The following is a 21,652-nucleotide window of genomic DNA, read 5'->3' on the forward strand; positions in this document are numbered from 1 at the left end:
GACTAAGGCCTTATATCGAAATAGTGGTATTGACCCCGCGGCTGGCCTCGTCATCAAACCAGCGCGCTGTAACCGTCTTGGTTTGGGTATAAAACTGCACTGCTTGTTTGCCATAAGGACCCAAATCACCGAGCTTACTGGCGCGTGAGCCTGAGAATGAGAACATCGGTAGTGGCACAGGAATTGGCAAGTTAATGCCGATCTGTCCGACTTGCACGTCTTGCTGGAACTTATGCGCTGCGGCCCCTGATTGAGTAAAGATAGCGGTGCCGTTGCCATGTGGGTTGGCATTGAGTAGCTCAATCGCCTCATCTAAGCTATCGGCGCGCATGATACACAGCACAGGGCCAAATATCTCTTCTTTGTAGATTTGCATGTCGCTTGTGACATTATCAAAGATAGTCGGCCCTACAAAGTTGCCTTTTTCAAACCCTTCAACCGTGATACCACGACCATCAAGCAGCAAGCTCGCCCCTTCCTCTACCCCTGTACCGATGAGATGCTCAACGCGTGCTTTTGCTGCAGGAGAAATCAGAGGCCCCAAATCCTTATCGTTTTTACCAGCAGATACCACTAGGCTCTCGGCTTTGGCCTTTATGTCATCGATCCACTCGCCTGCCGCACCGACCAGCACCACGACAGATAGCGCCATACAGCGTTGACCTGCTGCCCCAAAGGCTGCGCCCGCTAGCTGATTGAGCGTTTGCTCTTTATTGGCATCTGGCAAGATAACGCCGTGGTTTTTTGCGCCCATCATACACTGAGCACGTTTGCCTGATTGGCTAGCACGCTCATAGACATGCTTACCCACAGCGCTCGAGCCGACAAACGACACCGCTTTGATATCTGGATGATCACAGATGGCATCAACTGTGGCCTTACCACCATGTACGACGTTTAGCACGCCTTCAGGGACACCCGCTTCGACGGCCAGCTCAACCAAACGCATGGTCACCATCGGGTCTTGCTCAGACGGCTTTAGGATAAAAGTGTTGCCCGTGGCAATCGCCATCGGAAACATCCATAACGGAATCATCGCTGGGAAGTTAAATGGTGTGATACCCGCGCAAACCCCAAGCGGCTGCCAAATGCTATAAGTGTCAACGCCTGAAGCGACATTTTCGACAAAATCACCGATTTGTAGGTTGGCAATACCTGCAGCATGCTCGACCACTTCTAAACCGCGGAACACATCCCCGCGCGCATCAGCGATGGTTTTGCCCTGCTCTGCTGTCAAAGTCTCTGCCAGCTCATCCATATGCTCGCGAATCAATTGCTGGTATTTTAAAAAGATACGTGCGCGCGTGGTGATGGGTGTTTTGCGCCATGTTTGAAAGGCTGTTTGAGCCGCGGCGACGGCTTGATTGATTTCATCATCTGTGGTCTGCGGCACTTTGGCGATGACCTCTTGGGTAGCAGGATCGGTGATATCGATCCACTCGTTGGTAGTAGAGTCTACAAACTGACCATTGATGAGCTGCTGAACGTGGTGCATAAGATATCCTTATCTTGTCTGCGAGACGACCATGTCGAGGTGTCTAGTTATACTTAAAAGGGATAAAAAACCAGAAGTTTTTATTGGATTAACAAATAATTTAAAATGATTTATTTCGTATCGTTATTGACTATAGCAATAAAACAATTTTAGGGTCAAGGGCTTTATCAAACTTTTATCTAAGATTTTTGCCTATCTGCATTTTCTTATCATCAAAAACCAAAAAGCCCATGAGCGTGCATGAGCTTTTTGGTTTTTAGATTGTATTTTGACTTATTGGGCAAGCCGCCATAAGAGAAGATTCGGGCGTGTCCTAATAATCCTGCATAGATTGTTTGACTGCATCGATTGCAGCTGGGTTATCGAGTGTCGACATATCGCCGGTGGGCTTGTTTTCTGCTAAGGCACGAATAGCGCGGCGCAAGATTTTGCCAGAGCGGGTTTTTGGCAGTGCTTGCGGGAAATAAATGGCTGCCGGTCTTGCGATACCGCCAAGCGATTTTACCACCGCGCCGATGACCTGCTGCTCAATGCGAAAGCGGTTTTCGGTCGTTTTCACTTGTTCATGATCTTTTAACACACAAAAAGCAATCGGCAGCTCGCCTTTTAACTCATCTGCAATACCGACGACCGCGCACTCCGCCATTTCAGGATGGGTGCTGATGGCCTCTTCCAGCTCTTGGGTGCCGATACGATGACCGGCGACATTGATCACATCATCGGTACGCCCTAAGATATAAAAATAGCCGTCTTCATCAGTGACTGCATAGTCTGATGTTGAGTACTGCTGACCATCAAATAAGCCAAAATAGCTACTCATAAAGCGCTCATCGTTGCGCCATACGGTGGTGAGACAGCCAGGCGGTAGTGGTGCACTGATCGCCAGCAAGCCTTTTTCGCCTGCCGCGCATGGCTCGCCCGTCTCTTCGTTGAGAACGCGAGCATCATAGCCATACATGGGATAACCAGGTGAGCCTTGCTTGTGCGGTTTGTGATTGAACTTGGGCGTGTTGCTCAAAATCGGCCAGCCGGATTCTGTTTGCCAATAGTGGTCTAAGATCGGAACGCCTAAATGCTTGGTCAGCCAATTGGCTGTTGACTCATCAAGTGGCTCGCCTGCTAAGAAAAACGACTTGACGCTTGAGACATCATAGCGCGTCATCCATGTCTCATCTTGCTTTTTGAGCATACGCACACCCGTCGGTGCGGTAAATAAGATATTGACTTTATTGGCCTCGACGATTCGCCACCAGATACCTGGGTTTGGGCGATGCGGCAGACCCTCATACATCACACTGGTCATTCCAGCGAGCAATGGTGCATAGATGGTATAAGAATGCCCGACCGCCCAGCCGATATCTGATATCGCCCAAAAGGTCTCGCCTGCCTTGCCATCATAGATATAATCCATCGAAGTGGTCAGGGCGACTGCATGACCGCCGGTATCGCGCTGCACACCCTTGGGTGTACCGGTCGTACCTGAGGTATAAAGCAAATAAGATGGCGTATTGGACTCTAGCCACACAGGCTCAACAATGGCATTGGCTTCGCAGCTAATGCGGCGCTGCTCGGCATAGTCGACATCGACGGCTTGCGGCTCAAATGGTAGCACCCCGCGATTGACCACCAATACATGCTCGGGCTTGACCGTGGCTTGCGCCACACCTTGATTGACCAAACTCTTATAATTAACCACTTTACCGCCGCGTAGACCTGCATCGACAGTGATGACCATTTTTGCCTCAGCATCATCCATACGAATGGCAAGGTTATGCGCAGCAAAACCACCAAATACCACCGAATGCACCGCACCGATACGAGCGCAGGCTAGCATGGCATAAGCGGCTTCTAAAATCATCGGCATATAGATGATGACGCGGTCGCCCTTGCCGATACCATGACGCTGTAGTACATCGGCAAAATAATTGACTTCTTTATAAAGGTCATTGTAGGTCAGGCGGCGCTTGGCATAATCGGTATATAGCTCGACATGGTTACCCAAGTCCTTGAACGCATCAACAATGGCAGGAAAAGTTTCTATCAGCTCTTGGTTAATCTCAGAAGACAGCCAAATAAAAGCATCTTGCTCGGCGCGCTCTGCTAGATGACGATCGACACAGTTATAGCATAGGTTGGTTTCGCCGCCGACATACCATTTGGCAAAGGGCAGATTGCTGTCATCGAGGATTTGCTCAGGCTCTTTGTGCCAATAGATACGCTTTGCTTGCTCCGCCCAAAACTGCTCTCGATCATGAATTGAGGCGTGGTAGATATCTGCAAATTGAGAGGCGCTGTCGGCCATATTGGTGGCTGACTCTTGAGTGGCAATAGGAGTTTGAATGGTGTCGCTCATAATAGCTGTCCTTAGCGTGACGATAGGTGGGGCAATAGGGCCTTATCAGACATTATCATAACAACATGTCTAAATGAGGTACTGGTCATCCTTACCAGAACTAAAAAACCGATACGTTATGTATCGGTTTAAAATGTAGCAGAGCAATCGATAAAGGTCAACTATTATGCCTATATTCTCATCGATATTTTAACATAGGCAGGGGCATTATGTGTGCCCATTTTTGTCTATCAAACCTCTGTTTGATCGGCGTACATCTCTCGCATGACTTTTTTATCGTGTTTTCCGACTGAGGTTTTTGGCAAATCATCGACAAACTTAAACTGACTTGGGACGCCATATTTGGGAATGATACCACGCTCGACTGCTTTTTCTGCGATGGCCTTGATATCTTCGACTTTAGTATCTTGGCAGGCAGGTTTTAGGACAACCAACGCCAGCGGACGCTCGCCCCATTGCTTATCACGCACCCCAATCACCGAGACATCAGCTACCGCTGGATGCAGCGACAAAATCGTCTCAATCTCTAATGATGATATCCACTCACCGCCTGATTTGATCACATCTTTTAGACGATCAGTGATACGGATATAGCCATCAGGGCGTATATATGCGATATCTTGAGTGTGCATATAGCCGTTTTCCCACAGCTCTTTGCCAGCATCGTCATTTTTTAGATAGCTTTGGGTCAGCCACGGCGCTCGTAGTACCAGCTCGCCTGTCTTATCTTTGCCTGTGCCTACTGGCTGGTTGTTTTCGCCCCATATCTGCGCATCAACCATCAGTACTGGCTTACCGGTCATACAGCGGCGCGCAACATCCTCTTCTTCGCTCATTTCAGGCTCATTAAGACTAAACGCCGTCAGGCTAATCAAAGGCGCTGTCTCTGACATACCGTAGCCGGTATAGACCTCGATGCCTTGTGCTAACGCAGCCTTTGCCAGACCCTCTGTCAATCTTGAGCCGCCGATGATCATTTTTAGACCATTGAAGCTGGCCTCGCGTTCTTGTGCTTCTTTTAGCACCATTTGCAAAATCGTCGGTACACAATGGGTGACACTGACTTTTTCGTTGATTATCAAATCCAGCAGACTGTCGGGGGCATAGCGACCTGGATAAACTTGCTTTAGGCCGACCATGGTGGCGGTAAACGGAAAACCCCACGCATGTACATGGAACATCGGCGTCATGGGCATATAGACGTCGCCGTAGCTGACGCCTTGCTTGTTGGGCAACATACCCAAAGTCGCTGCTTCTGTGAGCGTATGCAACACCAGCTGACGATGGCTAAAAAACACGCCTTTTGGATCGCCTGTCGTACCTGAGGTATAAAAAGTCGTGGCGATGGTGTCTTCATCAAAATCTGGAAAATCAAACTCACTATCAGCCGCTGCCAGCAGTGCCTCATACTCCCCTGTGACGCGGTTTTGATTGCCGCCAAACACGCCCTCATACGACACCCCATTGTCATCTAGCCAAATAATATGCTCGATACTGGAGTTTTCAAACTGATAGTCTTTGACCAACGGCGCAAACTCAGAGTTGAGCAACAGCACTTTGGGCTTGGCGTGGTTGATGGTATAGAGGATTTTTTCTGGTGATAGGCGGATATTGACCGTTTGTAAGATATACTCTGACATCGGAATCGCAAAATAAGACTCAAGATAGCGGTGGCTGTCCCAGTCCATGACCGCAATCACGTCGCCGGCATCTAAGTGGAGGTCTGCCAGCACATTGGCTAAACGATTGATACGCGTAAACAACTCTTGATAAGTAAAGCGCTGTTTATCTGCATACACGATTTCTTGCTCGAGCGAGACCGTCTTAGCACGATTAAGAAGCTGTTTGACAAGCAATGGATAGTCATAAGCAGCAGGTGCACTGTGATAGATATTTGACATAAATGTAACGTCCTTGTCTTTCGTTTTTGTGGATAGCAGATACTTATAAGTAAAGCATGAAACATCCAGATTGTTATTATTTTTTCTTACTGAAAAGTCAATGCCAAACCTTCGTCAGCCAAGTACCTGTTCTAAATAAGTACCTGTTCTAAATAAGTACCTATTTTAAAATAGGTTAACTATATGAAGTATGAAGACTGTTGATTGATAGTAAGAAAAAAGCCATGCCATGTAAAGCGGTCTCATGTAAAGAGCGCCAACCGTAGGGCTGCGTACCTCGCCTATATGCTTGGCCGATATTCAACAAGAGATTTACGCAGCGTGCGACTTGGTCTTAATCATCCCCATACTGGCAACCAATAACGCCAAAATCTGCACAAACAATAATAGCCACACCGTCAGCGACCACTGCCCGCGCGCATAGGCGATGCCGCCTAACCATGCACCCAGCGTGCCGCCTGCATAGTAACCCATATAATATAGACCCGACGCCAAAGAGCGGCCTTTTTTGACATTGACCGCGATATAACTGATGGTCGCCGACTGGGTAATAAACACTCCAGACGACATCACCGCCAGCCCTACCACCACGCCCCAAAGCGGCGCGACCAATGTCAGCAGTACACCAAGCATAGAGACCACCACAGCCACGCGTACCGTACGCGCTGAGCCAAAGCGGCGCAGCAATGTGGTAGAAAGCGGCGTGATGATCACCCCCAGTAAATACACGGCAAAAATATTGGCAAGCGCCCCAGTGCTCAGCTCATAAGGCGTATCTGCAAGGTGCAAATTGATAAAGGTAAAACAGCCAACCAACGAAAACAGCACGCAAGCGCCCAATAAGCAAGAAGTCACCACGTAGCGATTGACTAAGTGCTCGCCGAGCGTCTGTATCGCCGAGCGAAAGTTTGGATTGGCCACAAACTGCCGCGACGCAGGCAGCATCTTCGTAACCCATAAAGCGCCAAGTAGCGTCATCGCCGCCATCACATAATAGCCTGCACGCCAGCCGATCAGCTCATGCAAATGCCCCAGCAAAAACCGGCCCATAAAGCCGCCGAGTACAGAGCCTGATACATAAAACGACATCAGCTCTGTGACCGCACGCCCCTCAAACTCCTCGCCGATATAAGCAATCGTCACCACCGTGATACCGGGTACAGACAACCCCTGCAAAAACCGCCAAACCCCCATCCAGCCGATGCTCGGGCTTTGGGCGATAAGCGCCGTTGGTATCGCCAAAAACAATAAAGCACCAACAATAAACACCTTGCGGCCGACAGCATCAGACAGCATACCCAAAAAGGGCGACATAATCGCAATCGCCAGTACCGTCGCGCCAACCACCATACCCGCCTGCACTTCCGTGGCAGCAAAGTCTGTGATAAGCACTGGCAAGATAGCCTGCACAGAATAGACCTGCAAAAAAGCAAACATGCCGATAAGCCCCATGGTCAGCTTTAATACCCACGAAGGCGAATGGTGTGGCATGTTTGCGTGATATGCTCTCTCGCCATTTGAGTGGTGAGCGTCGGCGACGTTGCGACTTGTTGTATGACGTATTGGTTTCAAAATAGTACTAACTGTATTGGACGCCGCTGAGACAAGCCAGACGTCGGTGATAGATAAGATAGACGATTTACTTGACAACTTGCAGTATAGACGACGTACGTAGCAAGCTTTGAGCAATTTTAAACAATGAAGTATTTATACAACCATTCCTACAAGACAACATGTAAAAACAATGCCTAAAAACAATGTTTATAGAGCAATGCTTATAAGCCGATGCGTAGAAAAAAGGCTTTTAGAAAACTTGTTAGTTGAAGGATTTTAGCACAGCGGCGCACCACTTCATGATAAAAAGAGTTTAAGCACAAAATCTAAGATACACCCTTATTTTTACATATCTACATTGCTGCTATCTTTTTTATAACAGACTTTGAGCGGCAAAGACCTAATACTCGTTAAGTCGCGTTGAGCACTCTTGTAGACCTTGATGCTTTTTTTACCGCTGGTTTTGATACTTTTATTAGAGGCGACATTTTAGCTATTTTTTACGTTTATAGTTGTTTATAGTTTTTTTACATCATTTTCATTATAAGGAAGACCATATGTCAGATAAAATTCATGATTTGGGTGCAGGGTTTTGGAACATACGCGGCACCTTTCGTTTGGGCGGCGTGCTCAATATCGGTACGCAGTGCTCACTGGTGCAATTAGACTCAGGCAAATTTATTTTTTTAGACAGCTATGGGCTGACAGGCGACGTGCGCGATGAAGTGATGGCCTTGACCAATCAGGGGCAAGATGTCGAAGCCGTCCTAAACGTCCATCCGTTTCATACCGTCAGCTGCGCGCAAATGGCCAAAGACTTTCCGCAGGCGACTTTTTATGGCAGTCGCCGCCATCACAAACAAGTCCCCGACGTACAGTGGGCTGATGATTTGGTCGAAAGCGAGGCAGTCGCCAAGCGCTATCCTGAGTTACAGTTTTCTCTCTCACAAGGCATCCATTACATCTCACCTAATGAGATGATACATGCAGGCTCACTGCTTGCCTATCATCCGGCCAGTAAAAGCTTGCACGTCGATGATACTTTTATGAGCCCTCCCGTCAAGTTGTTAGAAAAAGTGCTTCCTGAGTTACTGCTGCACCCAACCACCAAAAAAGCGCTCAAAAATGAGACGAATGCTGGCAAAACATACTGCGACTGGGCGACCAATCTGGCTCACGAATGGCGCGATGTACGCAACTTTTGTGCCGCGCACTCTTATTTGGTGAGGTTTAATGAGGGCGAGTTTGAAAAGGCACTACTAACAGCCATCGATAAAGCACGACCAAAGCTAGAACAGGCTTAGTTTGAAATTAGGCTCAGTTTGAAATATAAGTAGGATATAGTCAGTTGCAAACAAAACTGTCATAAGCTCCAAAGCGCTACTGGGATGAATTTTGCGCAGCCTCTGTGTATACAGCACGCAAAGAAAATTTATACCAGTAGCGCTATAACATTTTTAAATTAAATCTACTATACAACAAAAGGGAGCCGCTTTAAGCGCGCTCCCTTTTTGGGGCACTCTTTTCGAATAAAACAGTGACTAATAGAAGATAAAATCAACAAAACTGCTTTTCATAAAAACGCGTTTAATGAAACAGAACAGTCGCCAGCTCGTCTTTATTGTCGATGATATCAGCCAGCGTATATCTCTCCAACACACCGACAAACGCCGTCAACGCCTCAAAAAACACGCTTTTAAGCTGACATACGGGCGTAATCACACAGCCTACCGGTTTAGAGCTGTCCGCGCCTTCTGCATCGATAAGGGTAATCGGCAATCCTGCTGAGCGCGGCTGGCGCGCTTCACTAGGTGCCGGCGTGGCAAAACACTCAACCAAATCAAAATCAGGCTCTATCTGTTTGATCAGTACGCCCAAATTAATATCCTTTGGCGCGACAGCCAGTCGAATGCCGCCACCCTTACCGCGCACACTCTCTATATAACCAAGCTGACCCAATTGATGAATAATCTTGGTCAAGTGACTCTTTGAAATATGATAGCTACTGGCAATATCGCTGATGTTTGCCAATGTCTCAGGCGTGGGTCTCACCGCCAGATAAATCAACGAGCGCAGCGCATAATCACTATAATTGGTCAATCGCATCTTATCGTTCACTTATTCTCATAAAGTTGTTAGCCCGTTGGCATTATTCTAATGTCAGTAGCTAAGCAGCATCATCCAAACAGGCCATCGGGTCTTGGGCGTGCCAGCATCGGCAGATAACTCAGGCAAAATAATACAAAGCAAGCCATCCACGCCCCTTGAGCAACCATAATCCATAGCAGATAATGACTCATATCAACCAGCGGTAACAACACACGGCTAATAAACACCAGCACCATCAGCACATACATGACAGTGACAGACCTCGGCGGCTGATGGATATTGCGTCCTGTATGTCCAAGTGATACCCGCGTCATCATCGCTACTGTCATCATACCGATACCTGCAATCGCCAATCCATGCATAGCAATACTATGAGTATAACCGAGCCATGGCTGCAGTGCATACAGTAAAAAACTCAGACACATACCCAAAAACGCAATATACAACGACCATAATAACGGCTTTTGCCAGATGCCGCGATGATACCAGCCCACAAGACGTATGATATTGACCACTGCCACTCCAAGCGCCGTCACAGTCAGCAAATACTTATTGGGATAAAACAAATCCACGATAAAAAACGCCAAAAAGAATAAAAGGCTTGCGATATCTTGGCTTTTACTATTGCGCAAGGTCACAGTTTGTTTGACGCCATCAGCATTCGCCACGCTCAAACCGCGCTCGATAAAGAATGGTACCACGCGCCGACCAATGGTCAACACCAAGCCGATAATCAAGTAAAATCCCAGATAGATGCCGAGTTTCGTCATACTCATATCCGCACTGATAATGCCCCAATAGCACAGCCCATTACCCAACGTTAGCAATGCCAGTTTGGCTAAGATACCCATCTGCTTGTACTGCTTGACCTGTAATACCGCGCGAAAAACCGCCAAGGCCATCAGCCCCACAAACAATAGATCAAACGCGGCCGCCGCGTACAACCACACGACACTACTGCCAGTCACCGTCACACCCAGTCCAAACGCCAGCCAGCTTAAACGCGCCAGCAGCCAACACATAAAGATACCCAGCAGCCGATAACCATAAGGCATCATCACCCCAGTCCACGTCTTCACCGCTGTCAACAAAAACCCTGCCACCACCGCCAGCGCATACCCATAGACCATCTCATGACCATGCCAGTACAGCGGGTTTAATACCTGCGCATCAATATCGGTATGACCTGTAAACACCAACGCCCACAGCGCCATTATGATGACAGCAAACAATGCCGCCCCACTAAAGAAAATACGAAAGCTCAAATTGAGTATGGGGTGCGGCGAGCTTGGCGGTTTGCTGGGTAAATTGATAGTGTGCATAACTGTCTTCTTAATATAGAGTTAAAAGATAGCGCTATAACATTCATATTAAATGAATGTTATAGCTTATACAATACTATTGTTAAAAAGTCATTTATCCATTGTCATAACAGAGGTCTTAACTGATATAGAGGTTGTGACAGATATTGTGACAGCGGCTATTACACTCCTGTTATTGACTCTCACATCCCCGACTGCTTAAATGGTTTACTTCTAGGAGGCTATTATGACTGAAGAACATGCAGCAGACGAAAAACGCAAACTCATCAACAGATTTTTGACCACCCTTACCAAAGAACAACCTCAAATGTACTATGCGACGACCTCTGAGATTTCGCGTAGCATTTATACAATGATCAAAGAGCATACCAACCGTCTATCGGTAGAAGAGCAGGCACTTGTCAGACAAATGACGGTCGAAGAGATTGAAGCGTTACTCGGCTTTCACTCTCGCTAATCTCAGCTACCATACCTCTCATCTATCATACCTTTCATTTATCCTAAACAGAAAAAAGACCGCACTGATGGCGGTCTTTTTTTTGCGTTCATTGAGCGAGCACGGCGCATGAAGCAATTAAAATGGGTACTGACGCGGCTCGTTTTGCATAGAAATCCAGTGCGTTCTGGTAAATTCTTCGAGCACCCATTCACCATTAAAGCGGCCGATACCTGAGTTCTTTTCACCGCCAAAGGGTACATTACTCTCATCGTTGACCGAGATGTCATTGATATGTGTCATACCTGCGCGAATACCGCGCGCAAAGCGCAGGCCTTTTTGCATGTCTGCTGTAAAGACGGCGCTAGACAACCCATACATCGAGTCATTGGCAATGGACAGCGCATCTGCTTCATCTTTGGCGCGAATGATACCGACCAGTGGCCCAAACACTTCATTGCGCGACAAGTCCATCTCGCGGGTGACTTCGGTGAAGATGTGCGGCGGCACCACCTGTCCTTTAATCTCGCCGCTTAATAGCATTTTGGCGCCTTGTTGCTGGGCTTTGACGATTTTTTCTTTTAACGACTTGACTTGTTTTTCATTGATGATAGGCCCAACTGCCGTATCTTCTTGGTTTGGATCGCCGACGTTTAGTGTCTTAACATGCGCCAAAAAACGCGCCACAAAATCATCATAAATGTCATCTTCGACGATGATGCGGTTGATAGCGATACAGATTTGACCTTGATGTAAAAACTTACCAAAGGCGGCCGCTTTTACTGCTTGCTCGATATCAGCATCTTTTAGGACTACAAACGGGCTGTTACCGCCCAGCTCTAGCGCAACTTGCTTGATATAGTCGCCGCCATTGGCCAACTCACCGATATGCTTACCGACCGAGGTCGAGCCTGTAAATGACACAAAGCTTGGAATATCATGGGTAACGATGGCATCACCAATCTCTTTGCCTGCACCGACGACGACGTTCAGCAAGCCTTTTGGCAGTCCTGCTTCTTCAAAAACCTTAGCGAGCAGCAAGCCACCAGTGATCGGCGTGTCGCTGGCAGGCTTGAGCACCACGGCATTACCCAGTGCTAATGCAGGAGCGATAGAGCGCTGAGTCAAATGGAGCGGAAAATTCCACGGGCTAATCACCGCCACGACACCGATTGGCTCACGGTATACAAAGTTTTCTTTACCAGCGGTGTTGGATGGGCGTATCTGGCCATGGACACGATTGGGAAAAGTAGCCGCCTCTAGCGTAATCGCTCGCGCGCTACCCAACTCTACCATCGCCTTGATACGGGTGCTGCCCGACTCTTTGATAAGCCAATCTACGATTTCTTCTTGGCGCTGATCTAAAATATTGACCACTCTGTACAAGACAGCGGCTCGCTCGGCTGGGGTTTGCTGCGCCCAGTGTTTTTGTGCCGCATGTGCTGCTTGATAGGCGGTGTCGAGCTGCTCTTTGGTGGCCTGCTGAATCTCCACCAGTATATCGCCACTATATGGATTGACATCGGTATTGACACTATCATCTTGGCCGCTTTGCCATTCGCCTGCGATGTATTGTAGATGAAAATCCTCATACGGTTTTTGACCGATTTGATTATTGGTATTGGTTGACATAATTATCCTTATTTATCTTATATAATAAAGTAGTAAAAATAGTAGCAACTTGATAGACGACTGGTCTAATGCTACCATAACCAATATAGTGACGAAACGTATCTTGCCTTCTGCTGTGTTGAATAAACGTAACGAGCCTATCCCTGAGAGCGTCACAACATATATCAATAAAACGTATAATATATAATAAAGGGCAACCCCCTATCGTAGCATGACGGCTACAAGACTCACCGTCATATAATCACTGACTAATGTAGCCAATGTTTACCCTAATTCTTTCAAACCCCATAATAAGAGGACATCTCCCTATGTCTACCAACTTAACGTCTGCCAATGCAACGACCATCCCTCCTGATACTAAAACTCACCTGCTAGATGTCGGCTACCAGCTCATTGCCAAAAAAGGCTTTACCGCCGTGGGTATCAAACAAATACTAGACACCGCTGGCGTCCCGAAAGGCTCGTTTTATCATTACTTTACGTCAAAAGAAGCTTTCGGTGAAGCCATCATCAGTCACTATTTTGTTAATTATAAAACGCGTTTGGATACCATTGGTCGTCGTCACAGTAACGCACAGCAAAAGCTTTATGATTATTTTCAAAACTGGTATGACACCCAGCAAAACGGCTGCGATCACGAAAAATGCCTTGTGGTCAAGCTCAGTGCCGAGGTCGCTGATTTGTCTGAGCCGATGCGTATTGCCCTAAACGCCGGCTATCAACAAACCATTAGTTGGCTGGCTGAGCAAATCAAAGCTGGCTGGGCAGATCAGTCGGTGCCCCGCCTTGAGAATATCGCTGCTGAGAGTATGGCAAAACGCTGGTATTTTGCGTGGCTTGGTGCCAGCTTAATCGCCAAAACCAGTCAAACCAACACACCACTGGCAGAAGTATGGCAAATGACCACCTCACAAATGGGACGCTAAGCCCACCGCTTATCGTCGTCTTTGTTTGAATAGATATCGATATCACCCGACGGCCAGCCTGCCTGCACTGAGTAAGCTGAGTAAATAGAATTTCTGAGTTATAAGTGTTTTTTGTAAACACCCCTAGACGACCGGTCTAATTTATGTACAATGTGCGCCATCGTAAAAGATAAGTGATTTTATTTTTGCTGTCTTTTTTATCAGACAAACAACATTAACTGAGGAACCTTATGAATAACTTTCAATACTACAATCCCGTACGCATCGTCTTTGGTGAAGGGCAAATCAAAGAACTATCAGAGCTTGTCCCGCAAGATGCTCGCGTACTCATCACTTATGGCGGCGGCTCAGCTGAGCGCACGGGCACCTTGGATGAAGTCAGAACAGCGCTCAAAGCCAACGGTCAGCGCAATATCTTTGAGTTTGGCGGTATTGAGCCAAACCCAGAGTTCAACACCCTGCTAAAAGCGGCGGATATGGTCAATGAGCATGATATCGACTTTTTGCTTGCCGTTGGCGGTGGCTCAGTGATTGATGGCAGTAAGTTTGTCGCCCTTGTGTCTTCCTTGACCACGCAAGACGGTACGGTCTCACGAGATCAGGCGTGGGAAGCGCTGACCAGCTATTGCAAAGATATAGACTCAGCGGTGGCGCTAGGCGCGGTATTGACCATTCCTGCGACTGGCTCAGAGATGAACTCAGGCGGCGTGGTCAATCACAGTGACCGTCAGGCCAAGCTACCATTTGGCAACCCGCTTGCCTATCCTAGGTTTTCTATCTTAGATCCGACCAAAACACTTACCTTGCCTGAGCGCCAAGTGATGAATGGGGTGGCAGATGCGTTTGTCCATGTGATGGAGCAGTATCTCACCTACCCTGTCAACGCCAAGGTGCAAGACGCGTTTGCTGAGAGCCTGTTAAAGATTTTGATCGAAGAAGGTCAGGCGGTAAAAGCCGATGCAGAAAACCTCGAAACCCGCAAAAACATCATGTGGACAGCAACCATGGCGCTAAACGGTCTTATCGGCGTCGGCGTACCACAAGACTGGACAACGCATATGATCGGCCATGAGCTGACCTCGCTACATGGTATCGATCACGCCCGCACGCTGACTATCTTACTGCCATCTGTACTACGTGAGCTCAAAGACAGCAAAAAAGAAAAACTGCTTCAATACGCTCGTAACGTTTGGGCCATCGACAGCAATACTGATACAAAACAAGACGATGACAGCATTATCGAAACTGCTATTGTATATACCGAGGACTTTTTCCGTAGCCTTGGTTTACCTGTCAGCTTCGCAGATGCCGCGCTCGATGAGTCAGCGATTGACCCTATCATCCAGCAGCTTGACGCTCATAATATGGTAAAGCTGGGTGAGCATAAAGATAATGACTTAACGGTATCACGTCGTATCTTAGAGCGGGCGCTAACTGGCGCGGCTTAATGGTCGTTTCATAATCAGTGAATAACTATCGGCAGCCATGCTTCGTTTATTGGCTGCTCGATCTAAAACCATCAATCAATAACAAAAAAGGATCCTTAAAATGAGCTTTGATGCCCAACAAAATCAAACAACAAACCGTCAAATTAAATTGGCCAGCCGCCCAACTGGCGAGCCAAAACCTGAAAACTTTGATATGGCAACCAGCGATATCCCAACCCCCAAAGATGACGAAATGCTACTGCGCACCGTCTATCTATCACTAGACCCTTACATGCGCGGACGTATGAGCGATGCCAAAAGCTATGCCGATCCGCTAGAAGTGGGCGATGTGATGATGGGTGCCACAGTTGCGCAAGTGGTCGAGTCCAATATCGACAATTTTGCCGCAGGCGACTTGGTCGTGTCCAATTCAGGCTGGCAGGATTATAGCGTCAGTAATGGTGAAGGCGTGGTCAAGCTAGACAAAGACATGGCAAATCCCTCTTACGGTCTGGGCGTGCTTGGTATGCCAGGGTTTACCGGCTATATGGGTCTGACCGATATAGGTAAACCACAAAAAGGCGAAACGCTCGTCGTTGCTGCGGCCACCGGCCCTGTCGGTGCCACCGTCGGACAAGTGGGCAATCAGTATGGACTGCGTAAGGTCGGTATCGCAGGCGGCGCGGATAAATGTGAATTTGCGGTTCGGGAGCTGGGTTTTGATGTCTGTATCGACCACAAAGCCGATGACTTCGCCGAACAATTAAAAAATGCCTGCCCAGATGGTATCGACATCTATTATGAAAACGTCGGCGGCAAAGTATTTGACGCGGTGATGCCCCTACTCAACGCCCATGCGCGTATCCCTGTATGTGGTCTGGTATCACAGTACAACGCCACGGATTTGCCTGAGGGTAAAGACCGCTTGGGCATGCTGATGGGTCTGATTTTAAGACAACGCTTGACGGTCAAAGGTTTTATTATCTTTGAAGAGTACGGCGATCATTTCCCAGAGTTTTTGGAGACTATGGGTAAATGGGTAGAATCAGGCGCGGTGAAAACCAAAGAGCACATCACTGACGGCTTAAACAATGCACCTGATGCTTTTGTCAAAATGCTCAATGGTGAAAACTTTGGTAAAACCGTCATCAAAGTCGCTGACGTCCAATAACTCAAATCCCTAATCAAATAACGACTTCTCAACATAACGCGTTAAAACCGCTACTGAAAATTAGGTGTTAACCCGTAATACTGTTAGGGCTCGGTTTATTTAGCACCCTTTTTAAAATGAGGACACACCCTAACTTACGCCAAGAATCACAGAAATAAAAAGGACAATTATGAATATTTTAATGGTACTCACCTCGCACGACAAACTCGGCGATACCGGTAATCAAACAGGCTTTTGGCTAGAAGAGTTTGCTGCGCCTTACTATGCTTTTTTGGACGCTGGTGCCAACATCACTCTCGCCTCTCCTGCTGGTGGTCAGCCGCCACTCGATCCTAGTAGCGACACCGATGATGCCCAAACCAAAGACACCAAGCGCTTTAAAGCAGACAGCGATGCACAGCAACATCTTGCCACTACCAAAAAACTCGCTGACGTCAATGCCTCCGACTTCGACTCAGTGTTTTACCCAGGTGGTCATGGCCCGCTATGGGATTTGGCTGTCGACCAAGACTCTATCAGCTTGATTGAAAGTTTTATCAAGCAAGACAAGCCTGTGGCCTTGGTTTGCCATGCCCCTGCTGCCCTCAAAAACGTCAAAGTCGATGATGAGTACTTAGTCAAAGGCAAGACGGTGACAGGTTTTACCAATACTGAAGAAGATGCCGTTGGCCTAACTGATGTGGTGCCGTTTTTGGTAGAGGATATGCTAAAAGCCAATGGCGGTCACTACAAAAAGGCGGCGGACTGGGAATCCTTTGTCGTCGAAGATGGCTTATTGATTACGGGTCAAAACCCAGCATCATCAGAAGAAGCAGCAAAACGCTTAATGACGAAACTGAACGGTTAAGCGTTTGGTGATTTATATTTCGGTGTTTTATATAATGGAAATGAACTCTCTAAAAAGGCTGGCATCATGATTCGCTTACATCATCTCAATCAATCACGCTCATTACGTACGCTATGGCTCTTAGAAGAGCTGGGCGTCGCTTACGAAATCGTCAGCCATCAGCGTGATGCGACAACGCATCTGGCCCCAGACAGCCTAAAAGCAGTCCATCCACTGGGTAAGTCACCGGTTATCGAGATGGATGGTCAGTTATATGCGGAGTCAGGCGCTATCACTGAGCTGCTGATTGAGCGTTTTGCGCCCAAGCGCTTGCGCCCTGCGACCGACAGTAGCGATTATGGCACTTATCTGCAGTGGATTCATTTTGCCGAAAGCTCTTTGATGCTGCCGCTGCTGCTCGAGCTTTTTACCAAAAAAGCAGGCGTGGAGGACAATGCGTTTTTAGATGGCTATATCAGTGCCGAAAAGCATCGATTGCTCAGCTACCTAAACGATGAGGTGAAAGATAAATCCTTTATCGTTGGCAATAAGCTAAGCGGTGCTGATTTTATGCTATCGTTTGACTTGATTATGCTGGCCAAACGTCATGCTCTGGCAGACTATCCGCATATTGAGCAATATGCGTTGCAGCTGGCTAGCCTCGATAGCTATCAGCGTAGCATGCGCTTAGAGGTCAATTACGATCAGTCTATTGGTTAGCTTTTTACTGGTTATCGATTAGCCTACGCTAGCTGTGGCCTAGCGTAGGGATGAGGAATGACAGATAAAAAACAGCTCTACAGAGAGCTGTTTTTTTGTGTTCTGGTTAGGGCGTGTTGAACATTCACATGCAGACACGCTATAGGCGATGATTTAAAAACTTATCTTCAAGCCAGCGATTCATAAACACATTGTCTGGGTCATACTCACGGCGTATTTGCAAAAACCGATTGAGCTTAGGATAAAGGTTTTGTAGCTCTATATGGCTGAGCTTATTGACCTTGCCCCAATGCGGGCGACCCTGCCATTTTTTCATATACTCATACAGCCATTTAAACAGTGGCTCACAGTCCATACCTTTATAAACGTGAAAAGACAACACCGCACAGTCCTCACCTTGGGTTGGGCTAAGCATTCCTGTCTCGCCTTTGTGGGTGCGCACCTCAATGGGAAAATGTGAGTGTTTATTGTCTTTGAGCAAGATTTGGTTGACCTCAGTGATACAAGCATCAAAATCTGAGAGCTTAATAAAATACTCCGACTCGTTAAATTTTACGCCGCGCGGGGTCGGAAATACTTCGTAACTGTAGCCCTCCCGCCTAGTGTTGGGGATAGAGTTGGCGGATATTTGACTAACTTTTTTGATCCATTCAGGGTTCATGCGCGCAAGCTCACACAGTACATAAAAAGCCCCATTGAGCGTCACCACGCTGTCAAACGTATCTTTGAGCTTTTGCGCGTGGCTCATCGGTTTTGGCTCAATGACCGAGAGTGTTTTTTGCTGTAATTTGTTGGTGCCAGGAAATAAAAACCACTCTAAATGACGATGCGACTGGGCGTTTTTATGAAAGTTTGCCAAACCATCGGCAAAATTCATGACCTCATTGCGCTCTTGTAAACCATATAGATCGACGACTCTGAGCGTCAGCTTGGTAAAGACGCCCAGCATGCCGAGGCTGACATGCAGCGCATTGCCCAAATCGTCTGTCTGCGCGTTGCCGCGCTGATGACTGTGCAGCTCGCCCCGCCCATCTACCCACTCCCAGCCCACCACTTGATTGGCGATAGAACCAAGAGTCATTCCTGTACCGTGGGTTGCCGTGCTGGCCGCACCTGCAATGGTCTGCGCTTGGACGTCGCCCATGTTTTCAAGCGCAAGGCCATGCGCTTTTAGTGCCTCGCCAATCTCATGTAGATACGTGCCTGCATGTAGCGTTGCCAGCTTAGCCTCGGTATCCACTGAGATAAGCCCGCGCATGTGATGCAAGCTGACAGCAATCTCTTCAGGTTTGGCGCAGCCACTAAAAGAGTGCGCCGCGCCCGTGACTCTCACGCGTTTTTTATCTTTTCTTGCTTGCTTGATGATATCTTGCAGCTCTGCTACCGAGGCAGGCATCAGTTTTTGCTCTGGCTGCGCGCGCTCATAGCCTACCCAGTTTTGCCATTCATTATTTGTTTGCCACTGCCTTAATGAAAACATCTGCCGTCTCCTCGGTAGGTTGTCATCGTTGCCGCCGCATCCTTGCGGCGGATAGAGGTATAGTTTATAGCCTGTTCAGCTGTGCCTTGCGGCATCTGACCAGCGCCTTCATAGCAGACCAGCTCATTGAAATGCTCGCAGAGCTCGCCAGCCTTGGCATGACGACACCAAACCGCATCGCCAATCTTTAGGCCTGTCTCTGACACGGTACGTTTATTCATTTTCATGGGCGTTTGCACCTCACCAAACCCCTCTTCATTGAGTATGGTGAGGCCAGCGGGATAATGCACCACAGGAGCTTTGTCAACGCCTACGGCGCCTGAGGCGATAAAGCCGCCGCCATGACACGTGATCACGTCTTTTTCAGGCTGGCGCGTCACCGGTAACACAAACCCTGCTGCCGCTCGAAAGTCCTGCATGCTCTCCATATAATCAAAGTAAGCAGGCTTATAATAAGCTGAGCCGACTGTTACCTCGGTAATCTCAGGCTGACATGCGGTAAAATCCATACTGCCGCTGCCGCCGCCATTGACCAGCTGCAACGCATAGCCTTGTTTTTTTAACCAATTCACCATGGCACCGCGGCGCTGACTGACTTGCTTTTGGGAGCGGTGTTTGAGTAGTTTGATGGCAGGTGTCAACAACGTCTTGCCTGGTAAATGCTCGGGTAAACCTGCAATTTGCGCCTCGTAACCCATCGCAGCGACGAGATTGATATGATCTGACTTTTTTATGTGCTTAAGCAGTGCTTTGATGTCTTTTTTGTGCATCAGTGCCGAGCGTTTGGTGCCAAAATATAGCTTAGGCAGTGGCATCGACATATTGATATCCAAGCAGACATCGATTTTGACGCCGTGCTCGATACCAACGCGCTCCAATACCGCCACATGCTCTGGACGATCGACCATCCAGACCATCACCGCTCCCTGCTGGGTGTATTTAAGGGTTTTTGCCACGCTGATGGTATCTAAGGTCGGATAAGCGCAGAGAATATTGTCAAAGCCGTTTTCGAGCAGATAAACGGACTCATCGGCCGCATAGGACATAAGCCCGATAAAACGAGGTGATCTGTCTTTTATATAATGTAAAACATCGATGGAGCGTATGGACTTGGTGGCCAGACGCAGATTGACGGCTTGGGTTTTTTGATTGACCAGCGCGATATTGTGATCGAGCGCATCCATGTCGAGCCATGCCTGTGGCGTTTTGGGTGGAATGATGTGTACAAAATCCATTTTGCTTTCCTTGTCACAACGAGCAGACACTATCCTATGTCTTTTATAGGTTCAAATTTAGATTGATGGTTAAACTGAGGACACGGCCTAATATTTAGTGGTACTCGCCTACTCAGTGGTATTAGTCCTATCCATTACAGAGCTACAATTACCGAGGCAAACCTCTATCAATCCGCATCATAGTGTGAACCGAGAATATAGCGCCGTCAAGCATCTCAGCGATAAAATAAAACACTTGTCAGTTATTTTTTCTCTCAACTGTATCATCACCCTCAATAGTATCGCCATGGTACCGATTACACCGACAAAAAAAAGACCCAAGCGAAACTTGGGTCTTCTGCGGTGATGATGAATATTAAACAATAAATGGCGCAACAAAAGGACGAAGTTGGTGGTTGCAAAAAGCGTGCTTGGCTATGGTAATAGCCGCTTGGTCTGCCAGTTGTTGTTATCGTCTCTGCTATAGACGATACGGTCATGCATGCGGCTGGCGCGCCCCTGCCAAAACTCGATATGTTCAGCAGTAATCTCATAACCGCCCCAAAACGTCGGCGTCGGCACCGGACTGTCGCTGGGATAGCGGCTTTGTAACTGATCAAATTTTTGTTCCATCACTTTCCGATCAGCCACTTCCCCGCTTTGTGGCTCGCTCACCCATGCGCCAACTTGACTGTCGTGAGGACGCTTTTGAAAATAAGCTGCTGATTTGTCCGCATCTATTTTGGCAATACGGCCACTGATGCGAATCTGACGCTCTAGCTCATGCCAAAAAAACAGCACCTCAGCGTTGGGGTTTTCACTGATATCTTGTCCTTTAGCGCTGTCGTAATTGGTATAAAACACCACCCCTGTCTCAGTAATCTCACGCAGCAATACGATACGGACGCTGGGCTTAAGATCCGCGCCGCAAGTGGCCAGACTCATGGCATAAGGCTCTTGTACTTTTTGCTCAATCGCCTCAGTCATCCATGCGCCGAGTAGCTCAAATGGAGAGGTGGGGACTGACTGTTGATCTAAAACGCCTTTTTCGTATGACAAACGCTGATCGGTAAAATCCATACTCAT

At 47.8% G+C, this 21,652-nt stretch carries 17 protein-coding genes; 7 read left to right on the forward strand and 10 right to left on the reverse strand.

Going from position 1 to position 21,652, the window contains the following annotated elements; genetic code table 11:
* Positions 1-10: 10 nt before the first annotated feature.
* The 4 genes from BTV99_RS03515 to BTV99_RS03530 all read right to left on the reverse strand — a co-directional run bounded on the left by BTV99_RS03515 (position 11) and on the right by BTV99_RS03530 (position 7,240).
* Positions 11-1,495 (reverse strand): CoA-acylating methylmalonate-semialdehyde dehydrogenase, encoded by a 1,485-nt coding sequence (locus BTV99_RS03515; protein ID WP_075100974.1) that lies wholly within the window; start codon positions 1,493-1,495, stop codon positions 11-13.
* A gap of 313 nt (positions 1,496-1,808) precedes the next feature.
* The gene (locus tag BTV99_RS03520; RefSeq protein ID WP_075100975.1) at positions 1,809-3,848 is read right to left on the reverse strand and encodes a propionate--CoA ligase; all 2,040 of its coding nucleotides are present in this window, start codon (positions 3,846-3,848) and stop codon (positions 1,809-1,811) included.
* A gap of 230 nt (positions 3,849-4,078) precedes the next feature.
* Positions 4,079-5,749: a fatty acid--CoA ligase gene (locus BTV99_RS03525; protein ID WP_075100976.1), complete on the reverse strand. Its 1,671-nt coding sequence runs from the start codon at positions 5,747-5,749 to the stop codon at positions 4,079-4,081.
* A gap of 312 nt (positions 5,750-6,061) precedes the next feature.
* Positions 6,062-7,240 (reverse strand): MFS transporter, encoded by a 1,179-nt coding sequence (locus BTV99_RS03530; RefSeq protein ID WP_075100977.1) that lies wholly within the window; start codon positions 7,238-7,240, stop codon positions 6,062-6,064.
* Positions 7,241-7,860: 620 nt separating this feature from the next.
* Between BTV99_RS03530 and BTV99_RS03535 the strand changes: the two genes are divergently transcribed.
* Positions 7,861-8,607 carry a hypothetical protein gene (locus BTV99_RS03535; RefSeq protein ID WP_075100978.1) on the forward strand — a complete coding sequence of 249 codons (747 nt, stop codon included), beginning with the start codon at positions 7,861-7,863 and terminating at the stop codon, positions 8,605-8,607.
* 283 nt (positions 8,608-8,890) lie between these two features.
* On the opposite strand, the gene BTV99_RS03540 is transcribed toward BTV99_RS03535, so the two are convergent.
* Together BTV99_RS03540 and BTV99_RS03545 are read right to left on the reverse strand one after the other, a co-directional pair.
* A complete protein-coding gene (locus BTV99_RS03540; protein ID WP_075101039.1) occupies positions 8,891-9,409 on the reverse strand; it encodes an Rrf2 family transcriptional regulator in 519 nt (172 codons plus the stop codon).
* Positions 9,410-9,480: 71 nt separating this feature from the next.
* Positions 9,481-10,734 (reverse strand): NnrS family protein, encoded by a 1,254-nt coding sequence (locus BTV99_RS03545; protein ID WP_075100979.1) that lies wholly within the window; start codon positions 10,732-10,734, stop codon positions 9,481-9,483.
* Positions 10,735-10,960: 226 nt separating this feature from the next.
* On the opposite strand from BTV99_RS03545, the gene BTV99_RS03550 reads away from it, so the two are divergent.
* On the forward strand, positions 10,961-11,191 hold the full coding sequence (locus BTV99_RS03550) for a hypothetical protein (protein WP_075100980.1): 231 nt from the start codon (positions 10,961-10,963) through the stop codon (positions 11,189-11,191).
* A 117-nt stretch (positions 11,192-11,308) separates the two neighbouring features.
* Here BTV99_RS03550 and BTV99_RS03555 read toward each other — a convergent pair whose 3' ends face one another.
* The gene (locus BTV99_RS03555; protein ID WP_075100981.1) at positions 11,309-12,802 is read right to left on the reverse strand and encodes an aldehyde dehydrogenase family protein; all 1,494 of its coding nucleotides are present in this window, start codon (positions 12,800-12,802) and stop codon (positions 11,309-11,311) included.
* Between the two features lie 308 nt (positions 12,803-13,110).
* Between BTV99_RS03555 and BTV99_RS03560 the strand changes: the two genes are divergently transcribed.
* The 5 genes from BTV99_RS03560 to BTV99_RS03580 all read left to right on the forward strand — a co-directional run bounded on the left by BTV99_RS03560 (position 13,111) and on the right by BTV99_RS03580 (position 17,872).
* Positions 13,111-13,728: a TetR/AcrR family transcriptional regulator gene (locus tag BTV99_RS03560; RefSeq protein ID WP_075100982.1), complete on the forward strand. Its 618-nt coding sequence runs from the start codon at positions 13,111-13,113 to the stop codon at positions 13,726-13,728.
* A gap of 230 nt (positions 13,729-13,958) precedes the next feature.
* A complete protein-coding gene (locus BTV99_RS03565; RefSeq protein ID WP_075100983.1) occupies positions 13,959-15,176 on the forward strand; it encodes an iron-containing alcohol dehydrogenase in 1,218 nt (405 codons plus the stop codon).
* A gap of 100 nt (positions 15,177-15,276) precedes the next feature.
* Positions 15,277-16,326: an NADP-dependent oxidoreductase gene (locus BTV99_RS03570; RefSeq protein ID WP_075100984.1), complete on the forward strand. Its 1,050-nt coding sequence runs from the start codon at positions 15,277-15,279 to the stop codon at positions 16,324-16,326.
* Between the two features lie 169 nt (positions 16,327-16,495).
* Positions 16,496-17,173 carry a type 1 glutamine amidotransferase domain-containing protein gene (locus BTV99_RS03575; protein ID WP_075100985.1) on the forward strand — a complete coding sequence of 226 codons (678 nt, stop codon included), beginning with the start codon at positions 16,496-16,498 and terminating at the stop codon, positions 17,171-17,173.
* 66 nt (positions 17,174-17,239) lie between these two features.
* Positions 17,240-17,872, forward strand: coding sequence for a glutathione S-transferase family protein (locus tag BTV99_RS03580; RefSeq protein WP_075100986.1), 633 nt, complete (start codon positions 17,240-17,242; stop codon positions 17,870-17,872).
* A 139-nt stretch (positions 17,873-18,011) separates the two neighbouring features.
* Here the strand turns inward: BTV99_RS03580 and BTV99_RS03585 are convergent, their stop codons facing one another.
* The 3 genes from BTV99_RS03585 to pdxH form a co-directional block, all read right to left on the reverse strand.
* Entirely contained in the window at positions 18,012-19,352 is a 1,341-nt protein-coding gene (locus tag BTV99_RS03585) for a D-arabinono-1,4-lactone oxidase (RefSeq protein ID WP_075100987.1), read from the reverse strand.
* A complete protein-coding gene (locus tag BTV99_RS03590) occupies positions 19,340-20,587 on the reverse strand; it encodes an alanine racemase (protein WP_075100988.1) in 1,248 nt (415 codons plus the stop codon). The genes BTV99_RS03585 and BTV99_RS03590 overlap by 13 nt, the downstream gene beginning before the upstream one ends.
* A gap of 414 nt (positions 20,588-21,001) precedes the next feature.
* Positions 21,002-21,646 carry a pyridoxamine 5'-phosphate oxidase gene (gene pdxH / locus BTV99_RS03595; protein ID WP_075101040.1) on the reverse strand — a complete coding sequence of 215 codons (645 nt, stop codon included), beginning with the start codon at positions 21,644-21,646 and terminating at the stop codon, positions 21,002-21,004.
* Between the last annotated feature and the right edge of the window lie 6 nt (positions 21,647-21,652).

Source organism: Psychrobacter sp. Rd 27.2 (genome assembly GCF_001921755.1).
Classification (GTDB): Bacteria; Pseudomonadota; Gammaproteobacteria; order Pseudomonadales; family Moraxellaceae; genus Psychrobacter; species Psychrobacter celer.